Consider the following 21,307-nt stretch of genomic DNA (forward strand, 5'->3'; position numbering starts at 1 on the left):
TTTATCTCTCCCAGATTATTTTATTGCTTATACATTCATGCTTTATTTTCAGAACCAACCAGATCAATCTTCGCAGCGACCACTTCTTTCAAAGCCGCCAAAGGTTTTTCATTGGCATTATGAGGCCAGATAGCCAGATGTTTTGCACTGTTGAGCTCATCCTTCATTGTACCGTAAAAGGCTGTTAGCATTTCTGAAAATATATTCAGCTTGCATATCCCATTCTGCACCGATTTTTTTATCAAATCAGCCGGTGTGCCTGAACCACCGTGCATCACCATAGGTACCGCGGATATTTCATTTAACGTCTTCAATCTGTCAAAATGAATTTTAGGTTCATATACATATATACCATGTGCTGTTCCGACAGCGACTGCTATACAATCGACTCCGGTAGAATCAATAAAATGCTTAAGTTCATCCGGCCGAGTCAGTGAATCTTCTGGTTTATCAAATGTATCCTTTTTGGGTGCGCCGATTTCGCTGTTTCCCACTATCCCGTCGCCCACATGTCCCAATTCAGCTTCAACGCTGACATTAAATTTATGAGCATAATCAACAACATATTTGGTTTTCTCAATATTTTCCTGCAGCGGAAGCATCGAACCATCAATCATTACTGATGAAAATCCTGCATTTACACATTTTTTGATGAATTCTACATCAGTAGCATGATCTAAATGTATGCATACCGGAACAGCTGCTTTCTGCGCTATTTTTCGCAGGCTGTAAATCCAATAATCCAATCTGTCACCCTGCAGGTCCAGGCATAATCCCATCAAAATAACAGGGGATTTTTTTTCTTCGGCCACTTCCACCACCGCAATTGCCATCTCAAGGTTGCTTACATCAAATGCTCCCACAGCATATTTATTCTTGCGGGCATCATTGAGAATTTCCTTTAAACTTACCAGTGACATAAATATTCCTCCATTATTTGTTTATAATATATTTAGATGTGGCATCTCCTGAGAGAAAAGGTGCCATTTCTTGAGCCAGTAGATATGGTGAATGCAAAAACGCATCTGTCGTACTTCCCGCCAAATGAGGTGTTATTGTGACATTAGGCAGAGCCGCCAGTGCGTAACCGCAGGGCAGAGGCTCTTCATCAAAAACATCCAGAGCAGCTCCCGCTATCTTCCGTTTGTCCAAAACCTCATACAGGGCTTTTTCGTCTACCAAACCGGATCGGGCTGTATTTATGAGATATGCCGCAGGTTTCATTAACTTCAATATTTCTGCATTTATCATATGCTTCGTATCTGCCGTCATACGACTGTGCAGCAAAAGGAAATCCGCATTTCTTACTGTATTCTCCAAGCTGTCAGTTTTTATATATTCAGGAAGCTCCGTTGAAAAAGGGTCATATCCCAATATCTTCATACCAAAAGCCTGCAAACGCTTTGCAACTTTCCTTCCTATTGTCCCGAGACCTATGATACCTGCTGTCCTGCCTTCCAGATCCGGTATATATTCCTTATTGGTATACTCGCGCACCCATTTGTCTTCTTTCAAATTGGCATGGCTTCTGGCAATATTGCGGCATTCAGCAATGAGCATCCCTACAGTGAAGTCTGCCACTGCCGAAGAATTTCGGCCCGGCGTATTATATACAAGTATATTTTTTTCGTATGCCGCTTCCAGATTGACATTTTCGCAGCCGCCGCGCAGAATGCCTATTGCCTTGAGATTTGCACAGGCATCCATTACCTTTTTATTAATAGGACAAAACTGCGTAATGAGAATATCCGCATATTTTATCTGTTCCAAGAGCTCATCCTGCACTGAATAAGCTTCGCTGCCGTACTGCTCTATCTGCAGATTTATATTTTGCAATTCTTCCTGATTCTTAAGCTGCCAATCGACGACGGAAAGCTCAGCACCACTGTCCCTGAAAATGGAAAAGCCTTTTTCTATATACTGTGAAGGTATCAGTAAATCTCCTATGCCGATAACTTTCATTTTAAGCAAATTCCTTTCCGCTAATAAGCTGCTGATGCAGGCGGACAGATTTTCCTCCCGCAAATGCATTATGCCTTATTGCTGTACTTTCAGTATATCCTGCAGCAATATAGACTTCATTTGTGTTTTCGATCTCAGTGCATGAAAGCTGAGAACATTTTCCTGCTGTTTAAAGTAATTAACAATGTTTTTTAAATAATTCAGATGATTGTTTTCTCCCTTCAGCGCCAGCATGAATACTATACCAACGTCTATCAGGGAAGCATTGTTGCCCATTTCCGCAAACTTTACCGCTTTGGGGATAATGGCTACAACGATCGCTTCTTTCAGAACATTTTCCGGATTGGAATGCGGGACTGCGATACCTATCGGTTTAGTAGCAAGACCAGTAGGATAATTATCTTCTCGTTCCAGTGTGGCCTTGCAATAGTCTTCGTTTACATATCCCTTTTCAAACAGATCCTTAGCCAGAAAAGATATAACATCCCTCTTTGTTTTCGCCTCACTTAATATTGCTGCATCATAAAATGTATGTTCTGTTTCGTTTGCACTACCCATATTCCCCATCCCCTTAAATGTTTAAAAACCAAATATCCATGAGAATAATTTATAAACTATAACTAAAGCCGGTGTGCCTGTGGCATCCCATGCAGACAACGCTCCTTTTGATACATCATAGCCAAGGCTGCCTGCCAGCTGTGTCATCGGTCCCGCCATCAATGTGGCACCCCAGCAAAATAAAGCGACAATAATTGACAGGATTATAATATTATGCAGAATATTGCCTTCGGTGATCGCATTAACAGCCGCACTTTCCCAGAGGACAATGATCAAGCTTACAGATGCGATCATCTGATTGCCCGGCAAAAGTACTGAAATTATCAAGGCCAGCGGATACATGATCAGTGTTGTCGGCACCACTGCCGAATGTCCTATAACTGTAGAACAGTCAAGGGCTATTCTGACATCATCTCTATGCATTTTGCTTACTAATATTTTTCTTGAAGCCTTGATGATAGGAAACCAGCCTTCAACAAGAATGGCTGCCATTCTCGGCAGAAGCAGAAATGCAGCTGCCATTTTTACCCCTAAAAGCAAAGAAGCCATGATGCCGATCTGGCTGAAAAGACCGATCAATATGCCAAGTACAGCTCCCATAACGGTCGTTTCACCCAAAACACCAAATTTTTCCTGTATTGTTTCAGCATTAAATGTTGCATCTTTTATTACAGGTATTCTTCTCAATATCCATTCAAGAGGAATAGCTATACATGCCTGAAAGGAAAAATGCGTTCCGTGCGGCCATGATCCCCCCGGAGGAAAATTATTGATTTTTTCAATATAAGGCGCTGCAATATCAGCCGCCTTGACATCTATTATCAAAAAAACAACAACAGCCAGTGTTGCTATCCAGAAACTGCCGCTGACCACACCGACCAGTCCGCCCAGCAGCATAGCACGCCATGTATTGAATACATCCACATATAATGTCTGTGTAAACCGTATAGATACAAGAAAAATATTCAAAACAAGGAATACAAGAACACCAAAATATCCGTAGGTATTGCCGAAAGCATATCCCAGACAGCCCCAGCCTATATCCACTACACTCTTGTTGATTCCATAAAGTGAAATGATATTTTGAATAGGCTGAACCATAGCTGTTTGAATGAGATTAACGACCAAAAATAATCCCGTAAGCCCTATTGACACCTTTAAAGCTCCCAAAATAGCTTTTTTGAAGTCTACTTGCACCAGTATTGAAACTATAAGAATTATTCCGACTATTGTGACTGATGAATCAAAACCAAAGAATAAAGATAATCCTTTTGTTATGCTGTCCACAAAATCCATATTAATCACCTCTGCCTATTTTATTTATTCATCTCATTCCTTCATGATTGTGCGCACGTTGTCTATTATTTCATCCAAAGCCTTTTTCGCTGCAGCTTCATCGAGCATAATACCTAATGCCCTAATCATAGGTACAGAATAATCCCCTTTCATTTCTACAGTGGTAACAAGTAAATCTATGCTGCCACCAGAAAGTGTTTCTTCTACATCAGTCACTCTGCACAAATTAACGGTGACATCCTTGCTAAGCCCTTCTTCTTTCAGACGATCTTCAATTTCTTCCCTCAGATAATTTGATGTGCAGATACCTGCACCGCAGCAGCAAAGAATTTTTACTTTTTTACTCATAATCATTCATCCTTTTTTTTATTTTGTAATTCTGGTAATATATAATGCAAGTGTCATGCCAATTACAAAAAAAACATTGCTTTCCCTTTATTCTAATAGGTTTTTTTTCTTTTATTCTTTTTCATTATTACACAAATTTTATATTTTTTACAAAACTTTTAAATAATTGTTACCAAAATAATATCCTGCCCAGCTATTCAAAAAGAAAGCGGCTGTTCCATTTATATACTATATTGTAAGCTGAAGTATCGGCATATCCGCAGCCAGTGAAAAAACACTTGTCAAAAAAATATTACATTTTATTAAAATTTATGTTAGTATAAAGTAATATTTATTCTAAAGGGAGTTATGTACCTATGCATTATGAATTTACAGCTGATTATTTGACCGGAATAGAATTTATTGATAATGAACATCAAAAATTATTTGATATCGCAAATGAAACATTTGATCTTTTATCCAATAATTTTGTTAATGACAAATATGACCGTATTATAAGTCTTATCAGTGAACTGCGGGAATATACGATCACTCATTTCGCCGATGAAGAAAAATATATGGAAAGCATTCAATATCTTCACAGATTCAGTCATAAACTTGAACATATAAAATTTGTAGAAAAACTGAATTCTATAAATCTTGAGGAAATCGATATAAATCAAAAAGACGGTATAGTTGATCTTCTTCAATTTTTAGTAGAGTGGCTGCAAAATCATATAAAGAAAAAAGACTGCCGCATTCAAAAACAATAAAACATTACCCTCCACATAAAAATCCCTTGAAGAACAGACAATGAAGGCTGTACTTCAGGGGATTTTCTTTTCCATGTCCAGTTTTTCCGTATACTAGCTCTCTGTAAAGTAATACAGCAGCGATGCTGCCGCCATTGCTCCTCCAACCAGAGCAGTAAGCAGCCAGCCGCCGTAAGAATATGACCAGCTGCCCAGCAGTGAACCGGTTGCTCCGCCGACAAAAAAAAGCGCCATGAATACACCGTTTAATCTTCCGCGTACCTTGTCACCTAGCGAATAAATAATCCTTTGGCTTAAAACAAGATTACCGGAAACTGCCATATCAAGAAGTATGGCACAAAGAACTAATATGGCCAAAGCTATTGCCGATTTTCCAGTAAATATCGCAGCACCTATAAATGAGATCATAGCTGTGATCATAGCCGCACCAGTGAGCGGAGCTGTCTCGCCTCTGTCTGCAAATCTTCCTGCGATCGGAGCAGCGATAGCTCCCGCCACTCCGGCAAGTGAGAATAATGCCACCCCTTGATGAGTCAACCCAAAATTATCTGCCAGCCATAAAGGTACCGCTGCCCAAAATAAACTGAACGAACCAAACAGCGCGGCCTGATAAAAAGCGCGCCTCCGTAATATAGGCGTATCCTTAAACAACAGCCACAGAGAATACAAAAGAGCCTTATATTTTATCCCTGCGTCTGGCTTGCGTTTCGGTAATGTTAATGCCAGAACGATTCCTAAGACCACTGTCACTGCCGCCGAGATCAAAAACACTGCCTGCCATCCCCATATTCCCGCGATGAATCCAGATACAGGGCGTGCCAGCATTATTCCCAAAAGTAATCCGCTCATAACTTTTCCTACTGTTTTACCTCTATTGGCTTCATCTGACAAATAGGCTGCATAAGGGACAAGTATCTGCGTAGCAGTGGATCCCAATCCTACTGCCACAGCTGCCAGAAGAAAAATGGCCGCACTTTTGCTTACAGCGGAAACAATAAGCGCTGCCACAGCTATCATCATTGTAAAAATAACCAATCGGTGGTTTTCGACCAGATCCAGAAGAGGCACTAAAAATAATAATCCGAGTACATAACCAATCTGAGTAAATGTTACAATAACTCCGGCAAAGGATAATGGCAGTCCTAAATCCATACCGATCGATGCAATCAAAGGCTGCGCATAATAAAGATTTGCCACTATCGTACCGCAGGCAGCAGCTAATATTACAATAATGTAATCATTAGGTGCTTTTTCATTTTTTATTTCATTCATTTTTTATACCCCTTTCCTGTTTATAAATAGTAAACTATTAGTTCACTATTTATAAACAGTATATAATAAACGTATAGTTTTGTAAATAGATTGATTTTCTTTTTTTTTTATATCTAGTATAATAATAACTGGTCGTTTATCATTATTTACAGCAGCGTATATTAAATTTTATGATAAAATGATATTTTTTTCAATTTAAACAATGTTTTAAAAATGCTGTCTGTCAGTTATTGCAGCATAATTTATTATATATGGAGGCATTCATTTTGAAAAAGAGGGGCAGGCCTCGCGATAAAGACACCGAACAGGCCATTTTAAAAGCTTCATACGATTTACTTTTGGAAATGGGTTTCGTAAATATAACTGTAGAAAAAATCGCGGAAAAGGCAAAAGTGAGCAAAGCCACCATATATAAATGGTGGCCCAATAAGGCAGCTGTTATCATAGACGGTTTTCTCTCAACTGCCACAGCCAAACTTCCTATCCCCAACACTGGTTCAGTTATTGAAGACATCACTCGCCAGTCGATCAATCTGAGTAATTTTCTATTAAGTGATGAGGGCAAAATTTTGAATGAACTGATTGCACAGGGACAATTTGACAGAAGAATGGCAGAAGAATATCGTGCCAGATATTTTATTCCGCGGCGCATGAAAGCTGCTCAAATTCTACAAAATGGCATAAACCGAGGTGAACTGTCTGCCGACACCGATTTGGAATTATGCATCGATATGATTTTTGGTCCGATTTTTTATCGGTTATTGATAACAGGGGATATATTGAATGAAGACTATATCAGGAAATTAGTTCACTGTTCATTTTACGGAATAAAAAAATGCTAGAGGATATTATTTTTTATGCTTATTATTAATGACTATAAGGAGAGATTGTATGAACATCCGCATTATTAAATTTTTGTGTTTGGGGCTGGCAGCAATTTTTTTGACAATCGGCTGCGGAAAAAAGGAAGCGCCGGCAGCTATTGCTCCACTGGTAAAAACCCAAAAAATAGACGCGGCTTCTGATTCACTCTCCAACACTTACGCAGGTTCTGTACACGGGCGATACGAAACGAACCTGTCATTTCAGGTTGGTGGAAAAATTTTGCAGCGCACTGTTCAAGCTGGTGACCGTGTTCATGTCGGTGACATTTTGATGACACTTGATAGCAAAGATATAGTTCAGCAAGTCAATCAAAGCGAAGCCAAAGCAGAGGCGGCTTATGCGGAATTACAGCTGGCCAAAGCTAATCTTAGCCGCTATAATCAGTTATTCGCACAAAACGCAGTGCCAAAAGCATCGCTTGATCAATATCAGACAACCTATAATTCAGCACTGGCGGGTTATCAGCAGGCAACAGCACAAACTTTTCAGGACCGTAACTCCTTATCATACACTAATCTTACAGCTGATGCCGACGGTGTCATTTCTGCCATTGACGCAGAAGCCGGTCAGGTGATTTCCGCAGGTCAGACTGTGCTGACCCTTGTTCAGACTAATGAATTGGAAGTTGAAATAAACGTTCCTGAAAATAACATAGGTGAACTTGCTGTGAACGCACATGCACTGGTATCTTTTTGGGCACTCCCTGATTCTTCTGTCGATGGCACTATCAGAGAAATCTCTCCCGTGGCTGACCCGACAGCACGAACCTACCGCGTCAGAATTTCTTTGCCGCAGCCTCCCGATAACCTAAAATTGGGCATGACAGCAGGCGTCGTCTGCACTTTATCTGACACTGCGTCCAGCACTTATATCCTGCCGCTTTCTGCTATCTATCAGACAGGAAATAATCCTGAGGTATGGATCGTAAGTGAAGATAAGACAGTATCATTAAAACAAGTACAGGTTTTTTCCTTTGATGAAAATCACGTAAAAGTTCTGGGACTCAATAACGGTGATATAGTTGTAACAGCCGGTGTCCAAAAACTGCGCGATGGTGAAACTGTCCGCCTTGATGATAGTAACACGAAAGGCAGCAACACATGAAAAATCTCACAGAACTTTCCCTGAAAAATAAAGATTTGGTATGGTATTTTATTATTACCGTCATTGTTGCAGGTATATTTTCTTACAGCAGACTCGGCCGTATGGAAGACCCGGCATTTACTATCCGGGAAATGGTCGTTTCTGTCAGCTGGCCCGGAGCAACAGCCAAGCAAATGGAAGAACAGGTAACAGATAAGCTGGAAGAAAAACTGCAGGACACACCGGGGCTTGACTACCTGAAAAGTTCATCGCGGCCCGGCTCTTCGGTCATTTATGTGACACTTCGTCAGAATATTGACAGCTCCAAAATACGCGACACCTGGAAAGAGGTGCGCAATCTGTGTGAAGATGAAAAAAAAGACCTTCCTGACGGCGTCTACGGTCCCTTCTACAATGATCGATTCGATGATGTCTACGGTTCTATATATGCCGTAAGCGGCGATGGTTATTCATATGAGGAACTGCGCCAGCATGCGGAACGGGCACGCCGCCTTCTGCTCAATGTTCCCAGCGTTCAAAAGGTAGAATTGCTGGGTGTCCAAAGCGAGAAAATTTATATAGAAATAAGCAACATAAAACTTGCCGAGCTTGGCATAAGTCCACAAACTGTGTCTAATGCGATAAAGACGCAAAATGACATAACTCCGTCAGGCATGATAGAAACATCTTCTGATAATGTTTATCTTCGCTTCAGCGGTATATTTGACAATCTGGAAGATATCAGAAACCTGCCTGTCAATGCCGGAGGAAAAATATTCCGCTTAGGCGATATCGCAAAAATAGACCGCCGTTATGCCGAACCAGCCGATCCGAAAATGTTTTTTAATGGTAATCCTGCAGTCGGTATAGCCGTATCTATGGAACCGGGCGGAAATATATTAACACTCGGCAGCAATCTAAATTCTCTGATGGCAAAAATACAGGCGGATATGCCTCTTGGCCTCGAGATCGATCAGGTCTCCGATCAGCCGACTGTGGTAAGAGATTCAATAGATGAATTTATAAATACTCTGCGTGAAGCAATCATTATTATCCTTGCCGTCAGTTTCCTGAGCCTAGGATTGCGAACAGGACTTGTCGTCGCCGGCTGTATACCTCTTGTTTTAGCCGGAGTGTTCGTGATGATGTATATATTGGGGATTGATCTGCAGAAAGTTTCTCTGGGCGCATTAATTATTGCACTGGGCTTGCTGGTCGATGATGCGATTATTGCCGTGGAGATGATGAGTGTCAAGCTGGAAGAGGGCCTTGACCGCTTCAAAGCTGCCTGCTATGCATTTAAAGCCACTGCCAAACCCATGCTGACCGGCACACTGATTACCTGCGCCGGTTTCATTCCCGTTGCTTTTGCAAAAGGAATGGCCTCAGAATTTTGCAAGAGTCTTTTTCCGGTGATAAGCATTGCCCTGATTATCTCATGGCTTGTATCTGTGATAGTGGCCCCCTTGCTTGGCTATCACCTTATACGGGTCAAACCTAAAACAAATACCATGGGACAGATTGATCCATATCAAAATAAATTTTATTTGTTTTTCCGAAAAGTTCTCATCTGGTGTCTTGAACATAAAAAAATCGTCATAATTTCTACCTTCTGTATCTTTGCTCTTTCTATTTTCTCCCTTCGCTACATACGGCAAGAGTTCTTTCCGCCCTCACTGCGTCCTGAGATAATTGTAGAAATGCAGCTGCCTGAAGGCTCCTCATTAACGGCGTCTGAAAATGAAGCCAGCAAATTTGCCTCATTTTTAAACACGCAGACTGATATTATAAACAATTTTTCTTATTATGTGGGACAGGGTGCTCCTCGTTTTGTTCTGACTACCGATCCTCAGCTGCCTGCCAATAATTACAGTCAATTCATCATTGTTGCCAAGGATGTCAATACGCGCAAGCAGCTTGCCTCAATCATTGATAAAGAACTAGCCGATAATTACCCTGACATAAGAGGTAATATCAAATTTATTCAGACCGGGCCGCCGGCAGACTATCCTGTAATGCTGCGCGTATCCGGTTACAATGAAGACAAGGTGCGCGATATTGCCGCTAAAGTAGCTGATATAGCGGCCTCTGACACCAATAATGAAGATGTACATTTTGATTGGAATGAAAAAAGTAAAATTATGCATCTGGAGCTTGATCAGGATAAATTGCGGGCCATGGGCATATCGGGACAATCCATAGCGCAAATGCTTTACACCGAAATCTCCGGCGCCACAGCTGCTCAGTACTATTCGGGAGATCGGACAATAGATATAATGCTTCGCCTCAAAGACAGTGATCGTCAAAATCTCTCTGACATAAAAAATATTCCTGTTTATCTTGGCAGCGCCGGTTATGTTCCTTTGGGACAGATAGCCAAAATAAACTACGCCGCAGAAGACGGACTTATATGGCGCCGCAACTTGCTGCCCACGATCACGGTAGAAGCAAATATCAAGGAAGGTACGGCTAACGACGCAGCCCAAAAAGTTTATGCCGCGACGAAGGCGCTGCGAGATTCTCTTCCTTTGGGCTATAGTATAGAAGCAGGAGGTTCTCTTTCTGACAGCAACGATTCTGTACAATTCCTCCTGGTGCCAATACCTGCCATGCTTTTTGTGATAATGACACTTTTGATGATACAGCTTAGGAACGGCAAACTCGTACTACTGACACTGCTTACTGCTCCTCTTGGTATAATCGGTGTAGCTTTCGGCATGCTCATGCTGGATAAAGCAATGGGGTTTGTCGCTCAGCTGGGCATACTTGCTCTGAGCGGTATGATCATAAGAAATTCCGTTATCCTTATTGACCAAATCCAAAAACATCTTAAGGATGGCGAAGCTCCCTGGGATGCTGTTATTGATTCTGCCATCCTTCGTTTTCGCCCTATCATGCTTACTGCCGCAGCAGCCATTCTTGGCATGCTTCCTCTTATGTACAGCCCATTCTGGGGACCTATGGCTGTGGCTATAGCCAGCGGTTTATTGATAGCAACCATACTTACTCTGCTGGTATTGCCAACGATGTACGCCGCCATGTACAAAGTAAAAAAATAACACTTTCAGTGTCCATAAAAAATGCCCTCTGCTAAATCGCAGAGGGCATTTTACTTATAAAACAAATTATTTTACTATCGGAAATCAGCCGAGAACAACCATTGCTTCGCCAGCTTTAACGCTCTTGCCTACTTCAACGTTAACTGCCTTTACCGTACCTGCTGCAGGTGCTGTAATTTCATTCTGCATTTTCATAGCTTCAAGAATCAATACTACATCACCGGCATTAACAGCTTGTCCGACTGCAGCAATAACTTTTGTGATCTTACCAGGCATAGGAGCTGCAATGGTCGTGCCGCCTGCAGGAACAGCAGCAGGTGTTGCCGGAGCCGCTTTAGGTGCAGATACGACAGGAGCTGCGGGAGCTGCTTTAGGTACAGATGCTGCAGGTGCTGCAGCGCCTTTTACTTCTTCGATTTCAACTTCATAAGAGTTGCCATTTACAGTTACGTTAAATTTTTTCACAAGATATTCCTCCATAAATGTGTTCTTTTTATTTACAACAGTTCAGTTAAAAATATCAAACTGCGGCACGGCGGGCAGCCATGACCCATGCTTCACTGCGTTCAATTCTGACGGCCGTGACCTTTTTACCGACAATAGCTTCAACAGCAGCGGTAATAGCAGCAATAACTTCTTCGCTAATTTTACTGTCTTTTTCCATCAATTGCACACCCCTTTATTATAACGGCACATTGCCATGTTTTTTAGCCGGGCGATCTTCACGCTTACTGGCAAGCATATTAAGAGCTGTGATAATACGCGGTCTCGTTTCAGACGGTTCTATTACCATATCAACATAACCACGTTCTGCAGCTTTATAAGGTGTAGCAAATTCTTCGATATATTCAGCAGTTTTCTGTTTCACATCCGGGTCTTTACGGAAAATTACATTAGCCGCACCGGCAGGTCCCATTACAGCTATTTCAGATGTAGGCCAAGCCATTACCTGATCAGCCCCCAAGTCACGCGAACACATAGCAAGATAAGAGCCGCCGTATGCTTTACGTGTAATTACTGTAACCTTAGGCACTGATGCTTCACTGTATGCATAGAGCATTTTAGCGCCGTGACGGATGATACCGCCGTATTCCTGATCTGTCCCAGGTAAAAAGCCAGGAACATCAACAAGATTGACAATAGGGATATTAAAAGCATCGCAGAAACGAATAAATCTTGATGACTTATCCGACGCATTAATATCAAGGCAACCAGCCATTACATTCGGCTGATTGGCGATTATACCTACGCTGCGTCCGTCAAAATGAGCAAAGCAGGTAATGATATTCCGCGCATAATGTTCCTGAGCTTCATAGAATTCACCATTATCGACAAGCATGCGGATGACATCCTTCATATTGTAAGGCATATTGGGATTGTCAGGAATTACCGTGTTAAGACCTTCGTCCATACGTGAAGGATCATCACCGGTATCTGCCTGAGGCGCATCATCCATATTATTGCTCGGCAGGAAGCCAAGCAGATAACGTATCTGATTCAGACAGTCTTCTTCCGTATCAGCCGCAAAATGCGCTACACCAGAAGTGCTGTTATGCGTCATAGCTCCGCCTAATTGTTCCGCGGTAACTTCTTCGGCCGTAACTGATTTTATTACTGCCGGTCCTGTTATAAACATCTGGCTGGTATTTTTTACCATGTAGATAAAGTCCGTGAGAGCCGGAGAATAAACTGCACCGCCCGCACATGGTCCCATGATTACAGATATCTGAGGTATCACACCTGATGCTAGTGTATTTCTGAGGAAAATTCCGCCGTAACCGCTTAACGCATCCACTGCTTCCTGGATACGTGCTCCGCCTGAATCGTTGATGCCGATTATAGGCGCACCCATTTTCATGGCCATATCCTGAACTTTCCATATCTTTTTGGCATGCATTTCGCCCAAAGACCCGCCTTCAACGGTAAAATCCTGTGCAAAGGCATAAACCAAACGACCATTTACTGTACCGTAACCGGTAACAACACCTTCGCAGGGAAGATCCTTTTTTTCCTGACCAAAATTAGTACAGCGATGTTTCACAAATTGATCCAGTTCAACAAATGTTCCTTCATCAAACAGTATTTCAATGCGTTCACGAGCTGTCAATTTACCTTTGCCATGCTGCTTTGCAACACGGTTCGGACCGCCACCCTGCATATTATGTTCACTTTTCGATCTCATAAGATCGATCCTATCCTGAACTGTGGCCAAAATTATACCTCCTCATAATTCATCTTAAAAAGATTGACTTTTCAAGATCAATATATCAATTTTTCCCTGACGCCTTGGCGTCTTTTCGTCTTCACAAATATTTCAGACAATTAGTATCCATTATATATAATGATTTTGAAACTTATTTCCAGAAATAATTATTTTTTGCGCTGACAAAGTTCAAGCAACACACCGCTTGCTTTTGGATGAATAAAAGCTATAGCGGATCCGCCTGCGCCATAACGAGGTTTTTCATCGATCATGCGTGCGCCTTTAGCCTTAAGATCGGCAATAGCCGCTTCAATATCATCAACACGAAGAGCGATGTGCTGTATTCCCTGACGTCCGCCATTTTTTTCGAGGAACTTTGCAATAGGGCCATCCGGTGAAGTTGATTCCAAAAGTTCTATTTCTGCTTCTCCTGTGGGAATAAACGCAGTTTTAACTTTTTGTTCAGCAACTTCTTCTTCACCAGTACATGCTAAACCAAGAACATCAGTATAAAACTTCTTTGCCTGTTCTAAATCCGGTACTGCAATACCAATATGATCAACACATTCAACTTTAAACATTTGTACAGCCTCCTGCAAAACTTAATTTATTGTTTCAATAACTCATTCATCAATTGATGAACAATAGTATATGGATCATTGCGATGTTCTTCAATATCCTTCAGACAATTGTCAAGCCTACCTGTCTTCACGATATTTTTAGTGATATAAGAGCCTATGGAAGCTTTCAGCAATTCCAAAAGTTCCGTTTTAGTTCTGTCATGACGCCTCTGTGCTAATTTGCCCGTTGCCCCTATATGTGCATAATGTTTTTCAATCAGAGCAACAAGCTCGTTAATACCTTCACCCTGACTTGCAATAACCTTCTGAATGGGCGGACGCCAATCCAGTTTTTCTCCATCAAGATCAAGCATCATATTAAGTTCAGCCTGAAGCTTATCGGCCCCGTCATGATCTGCCTTATTGATGGCAAACACATCGCCTATCTCCAGTATACCCGCCTTTATCGCCTGAATATCATCACCCATACCCGGTATAAGCACTACCATAGTAGTGTCGGCCGCTTTGACGATATCGACTTCCGACTGTCCAACACCAACGGTTTCAACAAAGATAACATCCTTGCCAAAAGCGTCTAATGCTTTTACAGCATCCGCTGTTTTATGTGATAACCCGCCAAGGCTCCCGCGAGTTCCCATACTGCGAATAAAGACACCTTCATCAAGTGTAAGGCTATTCATTCTTATACGGTCACCCAAAATAGCTCCGCCGGAAAACGGACTCGTGGGGTCAACAGCGATTATGCCGACTGTTTTTCCCATGTTGCGGTATGCTCTTGCAAGTTTATCTGTCATAGTTGATTTCCCCGCACCCGGAGGTCCAGTAATGCCAAGGACAAAAGCGTGCCCCGTGTGAGGATAAAGTTCTCTCATTATGGATGATGCTTCTTCATATTCATTCTCTATCGCCGTAATGGTACGGGATAAAGCCAGCTTTGATCCATTTAAAAGATCTTTTACTATATCCATGCTAAACACCACCTTTGATATGAATGAAAGTTGTCATATAGCTGAAACCTCATTTCAGATCTTCGAATTGCATCTTGCAGTCTGAGCAGATTTTCACTTACTTTGCGCAAAAAGTTCTCAGTCCCGCACTTATAAACATCTTGCCCTCTCATAGAAATAAGAGGGCAAGATGATACGTTTTTTTATTTTACGTGTGCTTTGATAAAATCAACAATATCACCGGTGGATGTACCCGGGGTAAATACTTCGGCTATACCCGCTTTTTTAAGAGCAGGTATATCACTTTCCGGAATAACACCGCCGCCGACAATCAATACATCCTTCATACCTTTTTCATGAACAAGTTCTACAACTTTCGGAAAAAGATGCGGATGCGCGCCTGACAGTATACTCATAGCAACAACATTGACATCTTCCTGCAAAGCTGCTTCAGCTATCTGTTCAGGCGTCTGACGAAGGCCTGTATATATAACTTCAAAACCAGCATCACGCAGCGCACGAGCTACAACTTTAGCTCCGCGATCATGTCCGTCAAGTCCAGGTTTTGCAACTAATACTCTAATACGTTTTTCCATCATTAGTCCCTCCGACAATCTCTATATTATAAGTTTGTATGTGCTTCGTATTCGCCAAATACTTTACGCATTACACCGCAGATTTCGCCAAGTGTAGCATAGGTTCTAACCGCATCAAGAATATAAGGCATAAGGTTTTCATTCTCATCTTTACAGGCAGTTTCCAATTCAGCCAAGGCTTTTGCAACCGCATCATTGTTACGTTTTGCCTTCATATCAGCAAGTTTTTGTTTCTGTTTTTCACCAACAGAAGAATCAACTCTCAGGAGGCCTTCAACAGGTTTTTCTTTAACTTGGAACTTGTTGACGCCGACAATGATTTTTGCGTTAGATTCAACATCCATCTGCCATTTATAAGCGCTGTCTTGAATTTCTTTTTGAATGTAACCTTTTTCTATAGCGGCAACAGCACCGCCGATTTCATCAATTTTCTTGATATAATCCCATGCTTCCGCTTCAATTTTATCTGTCATTGACTCAACATAATAAGAACCTGCAAGCGGATCTATAACATCGGCAAGACCACTTTCGTATGCAACTATCTGCTGAGTGCGCAAAGCAACCATAACTGATTGTTCCGTAGGAAGAGCCAAAGCTTCATCGCGGGAATTTGTATGCAGAGATTGTGTGCCGCCCATTACTGCTGCAGCCGTCTGAAGCGCAACACGAACAATATTATTGTTCGGCTGCTGGGCTGTCAGCATGGAACCTGCTGTCTGAGTATGGAAACGAAGCATCATTGATTTCGGTTTCTTCGCATTGAAACGTTCTTTCATGACTTTCGCCCATATACGACGGGAAGCACGGAATTTGGCAACTTCTTCCAAAAGATTATTATGCGCATTCCAGAAGAAGGAAAGACGTCCGGCAAAGGCATCTACGTCCAAGCCAGCCTTGATCGCGGCTTCAACGTAGGCAATACCGTCACTGATGGTAAAAGCGATTTCCTGAGCAGCAGTGGAACCTGCTTCACGGATATGATAACCGGAAATAGAAATTGTATTCCATTTCGGTACATTTTTCGAACAATATTCAAAGATGTTGGTGATAAGACGCATGGACGGACGAGGCGGGAAAATATATGTGCCGCGGGCAGCATATTCTTTCAGTATATCATTTTGAATAGTACCTTTAAGCTGTTCAGCCGTTACACCCTGTTTTTCCGCAACAGCGATATACATTGCCAAAAGTACGGATGCCGGTGCATTAATGGTCATTGATGTAGAAACCTTGCCGAGATCGATTTTATCGAAAAGAATTTCCATATCAGCAAGTGAATCAATGGCAACACCGACTTTACCTACTTCACCTTCGGAGATAGAATCATCGGAATCATAGCCTATCTGCGTAGGCAAATCAAATGCACAGGAAAGTCCCGATGCACCGGATTCGATCAAGTAGCGATAACGTTTATTTGATTCTTCAGCTGTTGAAAAACCTGCATACATGCGCATAGTCCAGAAACGACCGCGGTACATTGTGGGCTGAACACCGCGTGTATAAGGGTATACACCCGGGAAACCGATATCATCGGCATAATCATTTTTTTCGATATCAAGCGGAGTATAAAGACGCTGTTCGGGAAGATTGGGCCGTTCCGGGAACCTTGCGATTGCTTTTTCCGCGCTGGCATTATACTGGGTTAATTCAGCTTGAATCTTTTCTTTTTCAGTGCTCATAGTTATTTTTCCTCCTGGACTGTTATTTACTCGGATTATATATAAAGACTTTTTTATCTATCCGATTATAAACCAAAACCATCAGTTTTTTATATCTCAGCTATTATTTCATCGATCCTGTTTCCACAAATTTCTGATGCCACGACAAAGCCTCATTCAGCAGATGAGGTGTCTGTGCATGTTTAGTGGCAGAATCGGCTCTTTCAAAATAGTCTAGCAGCATCGGCTTGAAATCCGGGTGTGCACAATGTTCAATAATCTGCTTTGCACGTTTGCGCGGAGAAAGACCGCGCAGATCAGCAAGGCCCTGCTCGGTAACTATAACATCAACATCATGCTCTGTATGATCAATATGAGAACAGAACGGCACTATTGATGATATTTTACCGTCTTTTGCCGTTGATCCTGTGCAGAAGATGGTAAGATAAGCATTACGTGCAAAATCGCCCGACCCGCCGATACCATTCATCATTTTTGTTCCCATAATGTGTGTGGAATTTACATTGCCGTAAATATCGCATTCAATAGCTGTATTCATGGCAATAACGCCTATACGGCGGGCAACTTCCGGGCTGTTCGATATTTCTTCCGGACGCAGAACAAGATGCTTCCTGTATTCTTTTATATTTCTATAAAAACGATCCAAACCTTCCGGGGAAGGGGACAAGGCTGTGCCTGATGCAAAACTTAATTTACCAGCATCAATCAAATCAAGCATACCATCTTGAATTACTTCAGTATAAACAGACAGATCTTTCAGATCCGATTCAACAAATCCGTGGATAACAGCATTAGCTACATTCCCCACACCTGACTGAAGAGGCAGAAGGTTTGCCGGCATACGCCCTTCCTTAATTTCATTATTGAGCAGATCAGTAATAAAATGAGACATATGTTTGGAATTATCATCAATTTCACCTAAGGGACGTGTGTGATCTTTTATATCACATGGTACGATGAATTTGATTTTCTCAGGATTGCATGGTATGTACGGTGTACCTATGCGATCATTGGGCTTTACGATAGGGATAGGCAGGCGATGCGGCGGATCAAGCGGTACATACACATCGTGCATTCCTTCAAGTTCGAGAGGCTGCGTAACATTTACTTCTACAATTACAACATCAGCCTGCTGTACAAAAGAAGCCGTATTGCCCATTGAAGTCGTAGGAATAATATTGCCTTCTTCGGTTATCGCACAAGCTTCTACAATCGCTACATCCACGCTGCCGCCCATATAACCGTAACGTGCAAATTGTGCCGACTCGCTCAGATGCATATCAATATAATCTACATCACCGCTATTGACACGATTCCTCAATTCCTTGTTTGTCTGGTACGGCATACGCTTTGCAATTCCATTGACCTTCGCCAGAGCACCGTCTTCTTCGGCACCGGTTGAAGCCCCTGTCCATAAATTGATTTTAAACGGTTCCTTTTCCATGCGTTTGGCAAGAGCCGTCGGAACAGCTTTGACATAACCTGACGGAGTAAAACCACTGGTTGCTACATTCATTCCGGGTTTAATGTAGGCAGCGGCTTCTTCGGCACTAACGATCTTAGATCGCAATTCTTTATTGCGTACGCGATCGAGAATGTCAATCATCAAATATTCTCCTCCCCATGAATCAATAACTATAAATTTAATTACTACACTACCGGCAAAAACAATCGCCGATGACGTCATATATAGCCTCCCGCCATTTTTTAACTATAATCAAAGTGAATAGTAATTATTTACTTCATTTATAGTTAATAGTACAGCAAAACGACCATATTTCTACAATTGTTAGGATACCACCAGATAATAAAAGCGTCAAGCAATTTAGCCAAAAAACAAAACCTAATTGTATATAATTGTGAAAAATTATACATAAAAGTAATCGTTTTACAGCGGCATTCAAGAGTGTCGCGTCCTGCAAAAAAATGAGGGCATGACCCTAATGAGGTTTTCTCGTGATATGATATGACAAACAGGATAGACCGATGGACAAATCTTCATTCACTATGTGCATATCATCAGGAACCTTCATCCTGATAGGCGCAAAATTCCATATTCCTTTTATTTTAGCTTTGACCAGCCTGTCGGCTACTTCCTGAGCAAATTGTCCGGGAACTGTAATAATACCTATATGGATATTCAATTCCTTTATAGTCTGTTCCAACAAAGCAACATCTTTTACTTTGACGTGATTTACGGTCTTCCCAATTATATTGGGTTCATAATCAAACAGCGCCACTAAATTAAACCCTAATGAAATAAAATTATGATAATTAGCCAGAGCTGACCCCAGATGACCTATGCCTATAATGGCTATATTCCAATGATTATCAAGTCCTAAAATATTACTGATACTGTGCTTTAATTCATTTACATAGTAACCCACGCCTTTTTTGCCGAATTGTCCAAAGGATGCCAAATCCTTGCGTATCTGCTCCGGTGTAATCTCCAGTCTGCGTCCGAGTTCTTCAGATGAGATTACATCAAGACCTTCATCCTGAGCCATGCGCAGTGCCCTCAGATATAAAGGCAATCTGTCTATAGTAGCCTTTGATATATCTTTCATTATACTTTTCGCCTTCTCCCTTATCCGATTAACTTTCAGTCATAGGGCAAACAGGCTGAGCTGATGCCACAGCACCAATTTGCCTGAATGTAAATTTATAATATCATAAACTTCTGCAAACCTTCAATACAGCTAAAATGATTTCAAATTATATGATTTATTTTTTTCGATCTCCTCATTGGAAAGAGCGGGCAATATGCTAAATCCTATACGCCTGTTTTTCATACCTTCACGTGCAGTCAGCAATTCCTTATTTTGCAGCAATGCCGAAATCACTGCAATAACTGACCAGAAAAACATGGACAGCCGAGTATTGAAAAGAACAAAATCAGTTAAACCATTGAGTGCTATAGCCGAAAGTGCCAAACCACAGCCCAGTAATGTTCCGCGCAAAAAATTGGTAGGCAGCCGTTTATAATTCAGCAGAGCACGCCATATGCTGCCGCCAAGACAGACTATAAAGGAAAGAAGACCGATAATCCCTGTTTCTGCTGCAATATTAAGATACATATTATGCGCGTGTACTATTTTTATAAAATTTCCCTGCATATAAAAATCATAGGACGGATAAACAAAATAATACGCACCCCATCCTATACCCAAAAGTGGGTGGTCCAATACCATTTCCACTGTGCTCTCCCACAATGCCAGTCTGAGCTCAGAAGAAGTATCAATGGTAGTAAAAACAGAAGTCATTCGATCAAACAAAGCCGTATCTAAATACATCAGCACAGCCAATACAGCAACAAGGGGTAAAATAATTTTCTTTTTGCAGAAAATTCCATATGCTGCTATCACCGCAACTATACTCAGACATGCACCTCTGGCATAGGTAAATCCTAAAATAATCACAGCCAATATAAAAAAAATACCGATTATCAATCTTGCTTTTTTTTCATCAGTATATATAAAAATACCAAAAGCTATTGCCATAACCATATTCAAATAACCGGCCAGAATGTTAGGATTCTCCCACGTGGAAAAAACACGCATTGTCATTTCGGGAAAAGCCTGCATATCTGTCCAGTCCATACCGGCTGTATTGATACCGACAGTATATTGAAAAAATCCGTAAAACAGTACCAGTAGAGCTGAAATACCTATGGAAAAAATAATTTTCCTGATTTGTTCTTCAGTTACTATGCATTGTACAGCCAAATAATATATCAGCAGGTACTTTCCAATAAGATGATAGGCATTGTAAAAACTGAACATTTTCTGCGGTGAATTAATCACTGAGAGAAAAGCAATACACACAAAAACCGCCAGCGGCAAATCTATATGTGTCCGTTTCCATTGCCAACCGGAAAAATAGACTTTCAACAGATAAAAAAACCATCCCAAGAATAAGGTATAGGCTGCCCCGTCGCCGCTGAATGGCAAAAGGAAAAGTGTCACAAGCAACGCATAAAACATCATTGTACCTGAATCTTTGGCATATTTATTTCTTTTAAAAATATTCATATATCTCCTAAAGAATCACAAGTTCTCAGTTATCCTTATAACATTTCAGAAAGAT

At 41.4% G+C, this 21,307-nt stretch carries 20 protein-coding genes; 4 read left to right on the top strand and 16 right to left on the bottom strand.

Going from position 1 to position 21,307, the window contains the following annotated elements; all coding sequences use genetic code 11:
• Nucleotides 1-35: 35 nt before the first annotated feature.
• The 5 genes from NXG61_RS01220 to NXG61_RS01240 all read right to left on the bottom strand — a co-directional run bounded on the left by NXG61_RS01220 (nucleotide 36) and on the right by NXG61_RS01240 (nucleotide 4,164).
• On the bottom strand, nucleotides 36-920 hold the full coding sequence (locus tag NXG61_RS01220) for a class II fructose-bisphosphate aldolase (protein ID WP_307223795.1): 885 nt from the start codon (nucleotides 918-920) through the stop codon (nucleotides 36-38).
• A gap of 13 nt (nucleotides 921-933) precedes the next feature.
• On the bottom strand, nucleotides 934-1,962 hold the full coding sequence (locus NXG61_RS01225) for a 2-hydroxyacid dehydrogenase (RefSeq protein WP_196603316.1): 1,029 nt from the start codon (nucleotides 1,960-1,962) through the stop codon (nucleotides 934-936).
• A 75-nt stretch (nucleotides 1,963-2,037) separates the two neighbouring features.
• Complete coding sequence (locus tag NXG61_RS01230) at nucleotides 2,038-2,520, bottom strand: PTS sugar transporter subunit IIA (protein WP_196603227.1); 483 nt, start codon at nucleotides 2,518-2,520, stop codon at nucleotides 2,038-2,040.
• A 21-nt stretch (nucleotides 2,521-2,541) separates the two neighbouring features.
• On the bottom strand, nucleotides 2,542-3,816 hold the full coding sequence (locus tag NXG61_RS01235) for a PTS transporter subunit IIC (protein ID WP_196603226.1): 1,275 nt from the start codon (nucleotides 3,814-3,816) through the stop codon (nucleotides 2,542-2,544).
• A 33-nt stretch (nucleotides 3,817-3,849) separates the two neighbouring features.
• Nucleotides 3,850-4,164, bottom strand: a complete 315-nt coding sequence (locus tag NXG61_RS01240) for a PTS sugar transporter subunit IIB (RefSeq protein ID WP_307223791.1) — start codon at nucleotides 4,162-4,164, stop codon at nucleotides 3,850-3,852.
• 356 nt (nucleotides 4,165-4,520) lie between these two features.
• Between NXG61_RS01240 and NXG61_RS01245 the strand changes: the two genes are divergently transcribed.
• Nucleotides 4,521-4,916 carry a bacteriohemerythrin gene (locus NXG61_RS01245; RefSeq protein WP_196603224.1) on the top strand — a complete coding sequence of 132 codons (396 nt, stop codon included), beginning with the start codon at nucleotides 4,521-4,523 and terminating at the stop codon, nucleotides 4,914-4,916.
• A 93-nt stretch (nucleotides 4,917-5,009) separates the two neighbouring features.
• Here the strand turns inward: NXG61_RS01245 and NXG61_RS01250 are convergent, their stop codons facing one another.
• Nucleotides 5,010-6,188: an MFS transporter gene (locus NXG61_RS01250; protein WP_307223789.1), complete on the bottom strand. Its 1,179-nt coding sequence runs from the start codon at nucleotides 6,186-6,188 to the stop codon at nucleotides 5,010-5,012.
• Between the two features lie 266 nt (nucleotides 6,189-6,454).
• Here NXG61_RS01250 and NXG61_RS01255 point away from each other — a divergent pair, with 266 nt between their 5' ends.
• The 3 genes from NXG61_RS01255 to NXG61_RS01265 are packed head-to-tail and all read left to right on the top strand — an operon-like array spanning nucleotide 6,455 to nucleotide 11,215.
• Entirely contained in the window at nucleotides 6,455-7,030 is a 576-nt protein-coding gene (locus tag NXG61_RS01255) for a TetR/AcrR family transcriptional regulator (RefSeq protein ID WP_231038432.1), read from the top strand.
• Between the two features lie 49 nt (nucleotides 7,031-7,079).
• Complete coding sequence (locus tag NXG61_RS01260; RefSeq protein WP_307223785.1) at nucleotides 7,080-8,177, top strand: efflux RND transporter periplasmic adaptor subunit; 1,098 nt, start codon at nucleotides 7,080-7,082, stop codon at nucleotides 8,175-8,177.
• Nucleotides 8,174-11,215, top strand: a complete 3,042-nt coding sequence (locus tag NXG61_RS01265; protein WP_307223783.1) for an efflux RND transporter permease subunit — start codon at nucleotides 8,174-8,176, stop codon at nucleotides 11,213-11,215. Before NXG61_RS01260 ends, NXG61_RS01265 begins: the two co-directional genes overlap by 4 nt.
• Before the next feature lie 84 nt (nucleotides 11,216-11,299).
• Here the strand turns inward: NXG61_RS01265 and NXG61_RS01270 are convergent, their stop codons facing one another.
• The 10 genes from NXG61_RS01270 to NXG61_RS01315 form a co-directional block, all read right to left on the bottom strand.
• Nucleotides 11,300-11,680: a biotin/lipoyl-containing protein gene (locus tag NXG61_RS01270; protein WP_307223782.1), complete on the bottom strand. Its 381-nt coding sequence runs from the start codon at nucleotides 11,678-11,680 to the stop codon at nucleotides 11,300-11,302.
• Nucleotides 11,681-11,735: 55 nt separating this feature from the next.
• Nucleotides 11,736-11,879 (bottom strand): hypothetical protein, encoded by a 144-nt coding sequence (locus NXG61_RS01275; RefSeq protein ID WP_196603324.1) that lies wholly within the window; start codon nucleotides 11,877-11,879, stop codon nucleotides 11,736-11,738.
• A gap of 18 nt (nucleotides 11,880-11,897) precedes the next feature.
• On the bottom strand, nucleotides 11,898-13,427 hold the full coding sequence (gene mmdA / locus NXG61_RS01280) for a methylmalonyl-CoA decarboxylase subunit alpha (RefSeq protein ID WP_196603219.1): 1,530 nt from the start codon (nucleotides 13,425-13,427) through the stop codon (nucleotides 11,898-11,900).
• 158 nt (nucleotides 13,428-13,585) lie between these two features.
• The gene (gene mce, locus NXG61_RS01285; RefSeq protein ID WP_196603218.1) at nucleotides 13,586-13,999 is read right to left on the bottom strand and encodes a methylmalonyl-CoA epimerase; all 414 of its coding nucleotides are present in this window, start codon (nucleotides 13,997-13,999) and stop codon (nucleotides 13,586-13,588) included.
• Nucleotides 14,000-14,025: 26 nt separating this feature from the next.
• The gene (gene meaB / locus NXG61_RS01290) at nucleotides 14,026-14,967 is read right to left on the bottom strand and encodes a methylmalonyl Co-A mutase-associated GTPase MeaB (protein ID WP_196603217.1); all 942 of its coding nucleotides are present in this window, start codon (nucleotides 14,965-14,967) and stop codon (nucleotides 14,026-14,028) included.
• 182 nt (nucleotides 14,968-15,149) lie between these two features.
• On the bottom strand, nucleotides 15,150-15,542 hold the full coding sequence (locus NXG61_RS01295) for a cobalamin B12-binding domain-containing protein (RefSeq protein ID WP_196603216.1): 393 nt from the start codon (nucleotides 15,540-15,542) through the stop codon (nucleotides 15,150-15,152).
• Between the two features lie 26 nt (nucleotides 15,543-15,568).
• Nucleotides 15,569-17,221 carry an acyl-CoA mutase large subunit family protein gene (locus tag NXG61_RS01300; RefSeq protein WP_196603215.1) on the bottom strand — a complete coding sequence of 551 codons (1,653 nt, stop codon included), beginning with the start codon at nucleotides 17,219-17,221 and terminating at the stop codon, nucleotides 15,569-15,571.
• A 103-nt stretch (nucleotides 17,222-17,324) separates the two neighbouring features.
• The gene (locus NXG61_RS01305; RefSeq protein ID WP_196603314.1) at nucleotides 17,325-18,827 is read right to left on the bottom strand and encodes an acetyl-CoA hydrolase/transferase family protein; all 1,503 of its coding nucleotides are present in this window, start codon (nucleotides 18,825-18,827) and stop codon (nucleotides 17,325-17,327) included.
• Nucleotides 18,828-19,161: 334 nt separating this feature from the next.
• On the bottom strand, nucleotides 19,162-19,812 hold the full coding sequence (locus tag NXG61_RS01310; RefSeq protein WP_307223837.1) for a redox-sensing transcriptional repressor Rex: 651 nt from the start codon (nucleotides 19,810-19,812) through the stop codon (nucleotides 19,162-19,164).
• Between the two features lie 108 nt (nucleotides 19,813-19,920).
• Nucleotides 19,921-21,252 (bottom strand): O-antigen ligase family protein, encoded by a 1,332-nt coding sequence (locus NXG61_RS01315; RefSeq protein WP_307223778.1) that lies wholly within the window; start codon nucleotides 21,250-21,252, stop codon nucleotides 19,921-19,923.
• Nucleotides 21,253-21,307 lie beyond the last annotated feature (55 nt).

Origin of the sequence: Pectinatus haikarae (assembly GCF_050916305.1) — a bacterium.
Lineage (GTDB): Bacteria > Bacillota > Negativicutes > Selenomonadales > Selenomonadaceae > Pectinatus > Pectinatus haikarae.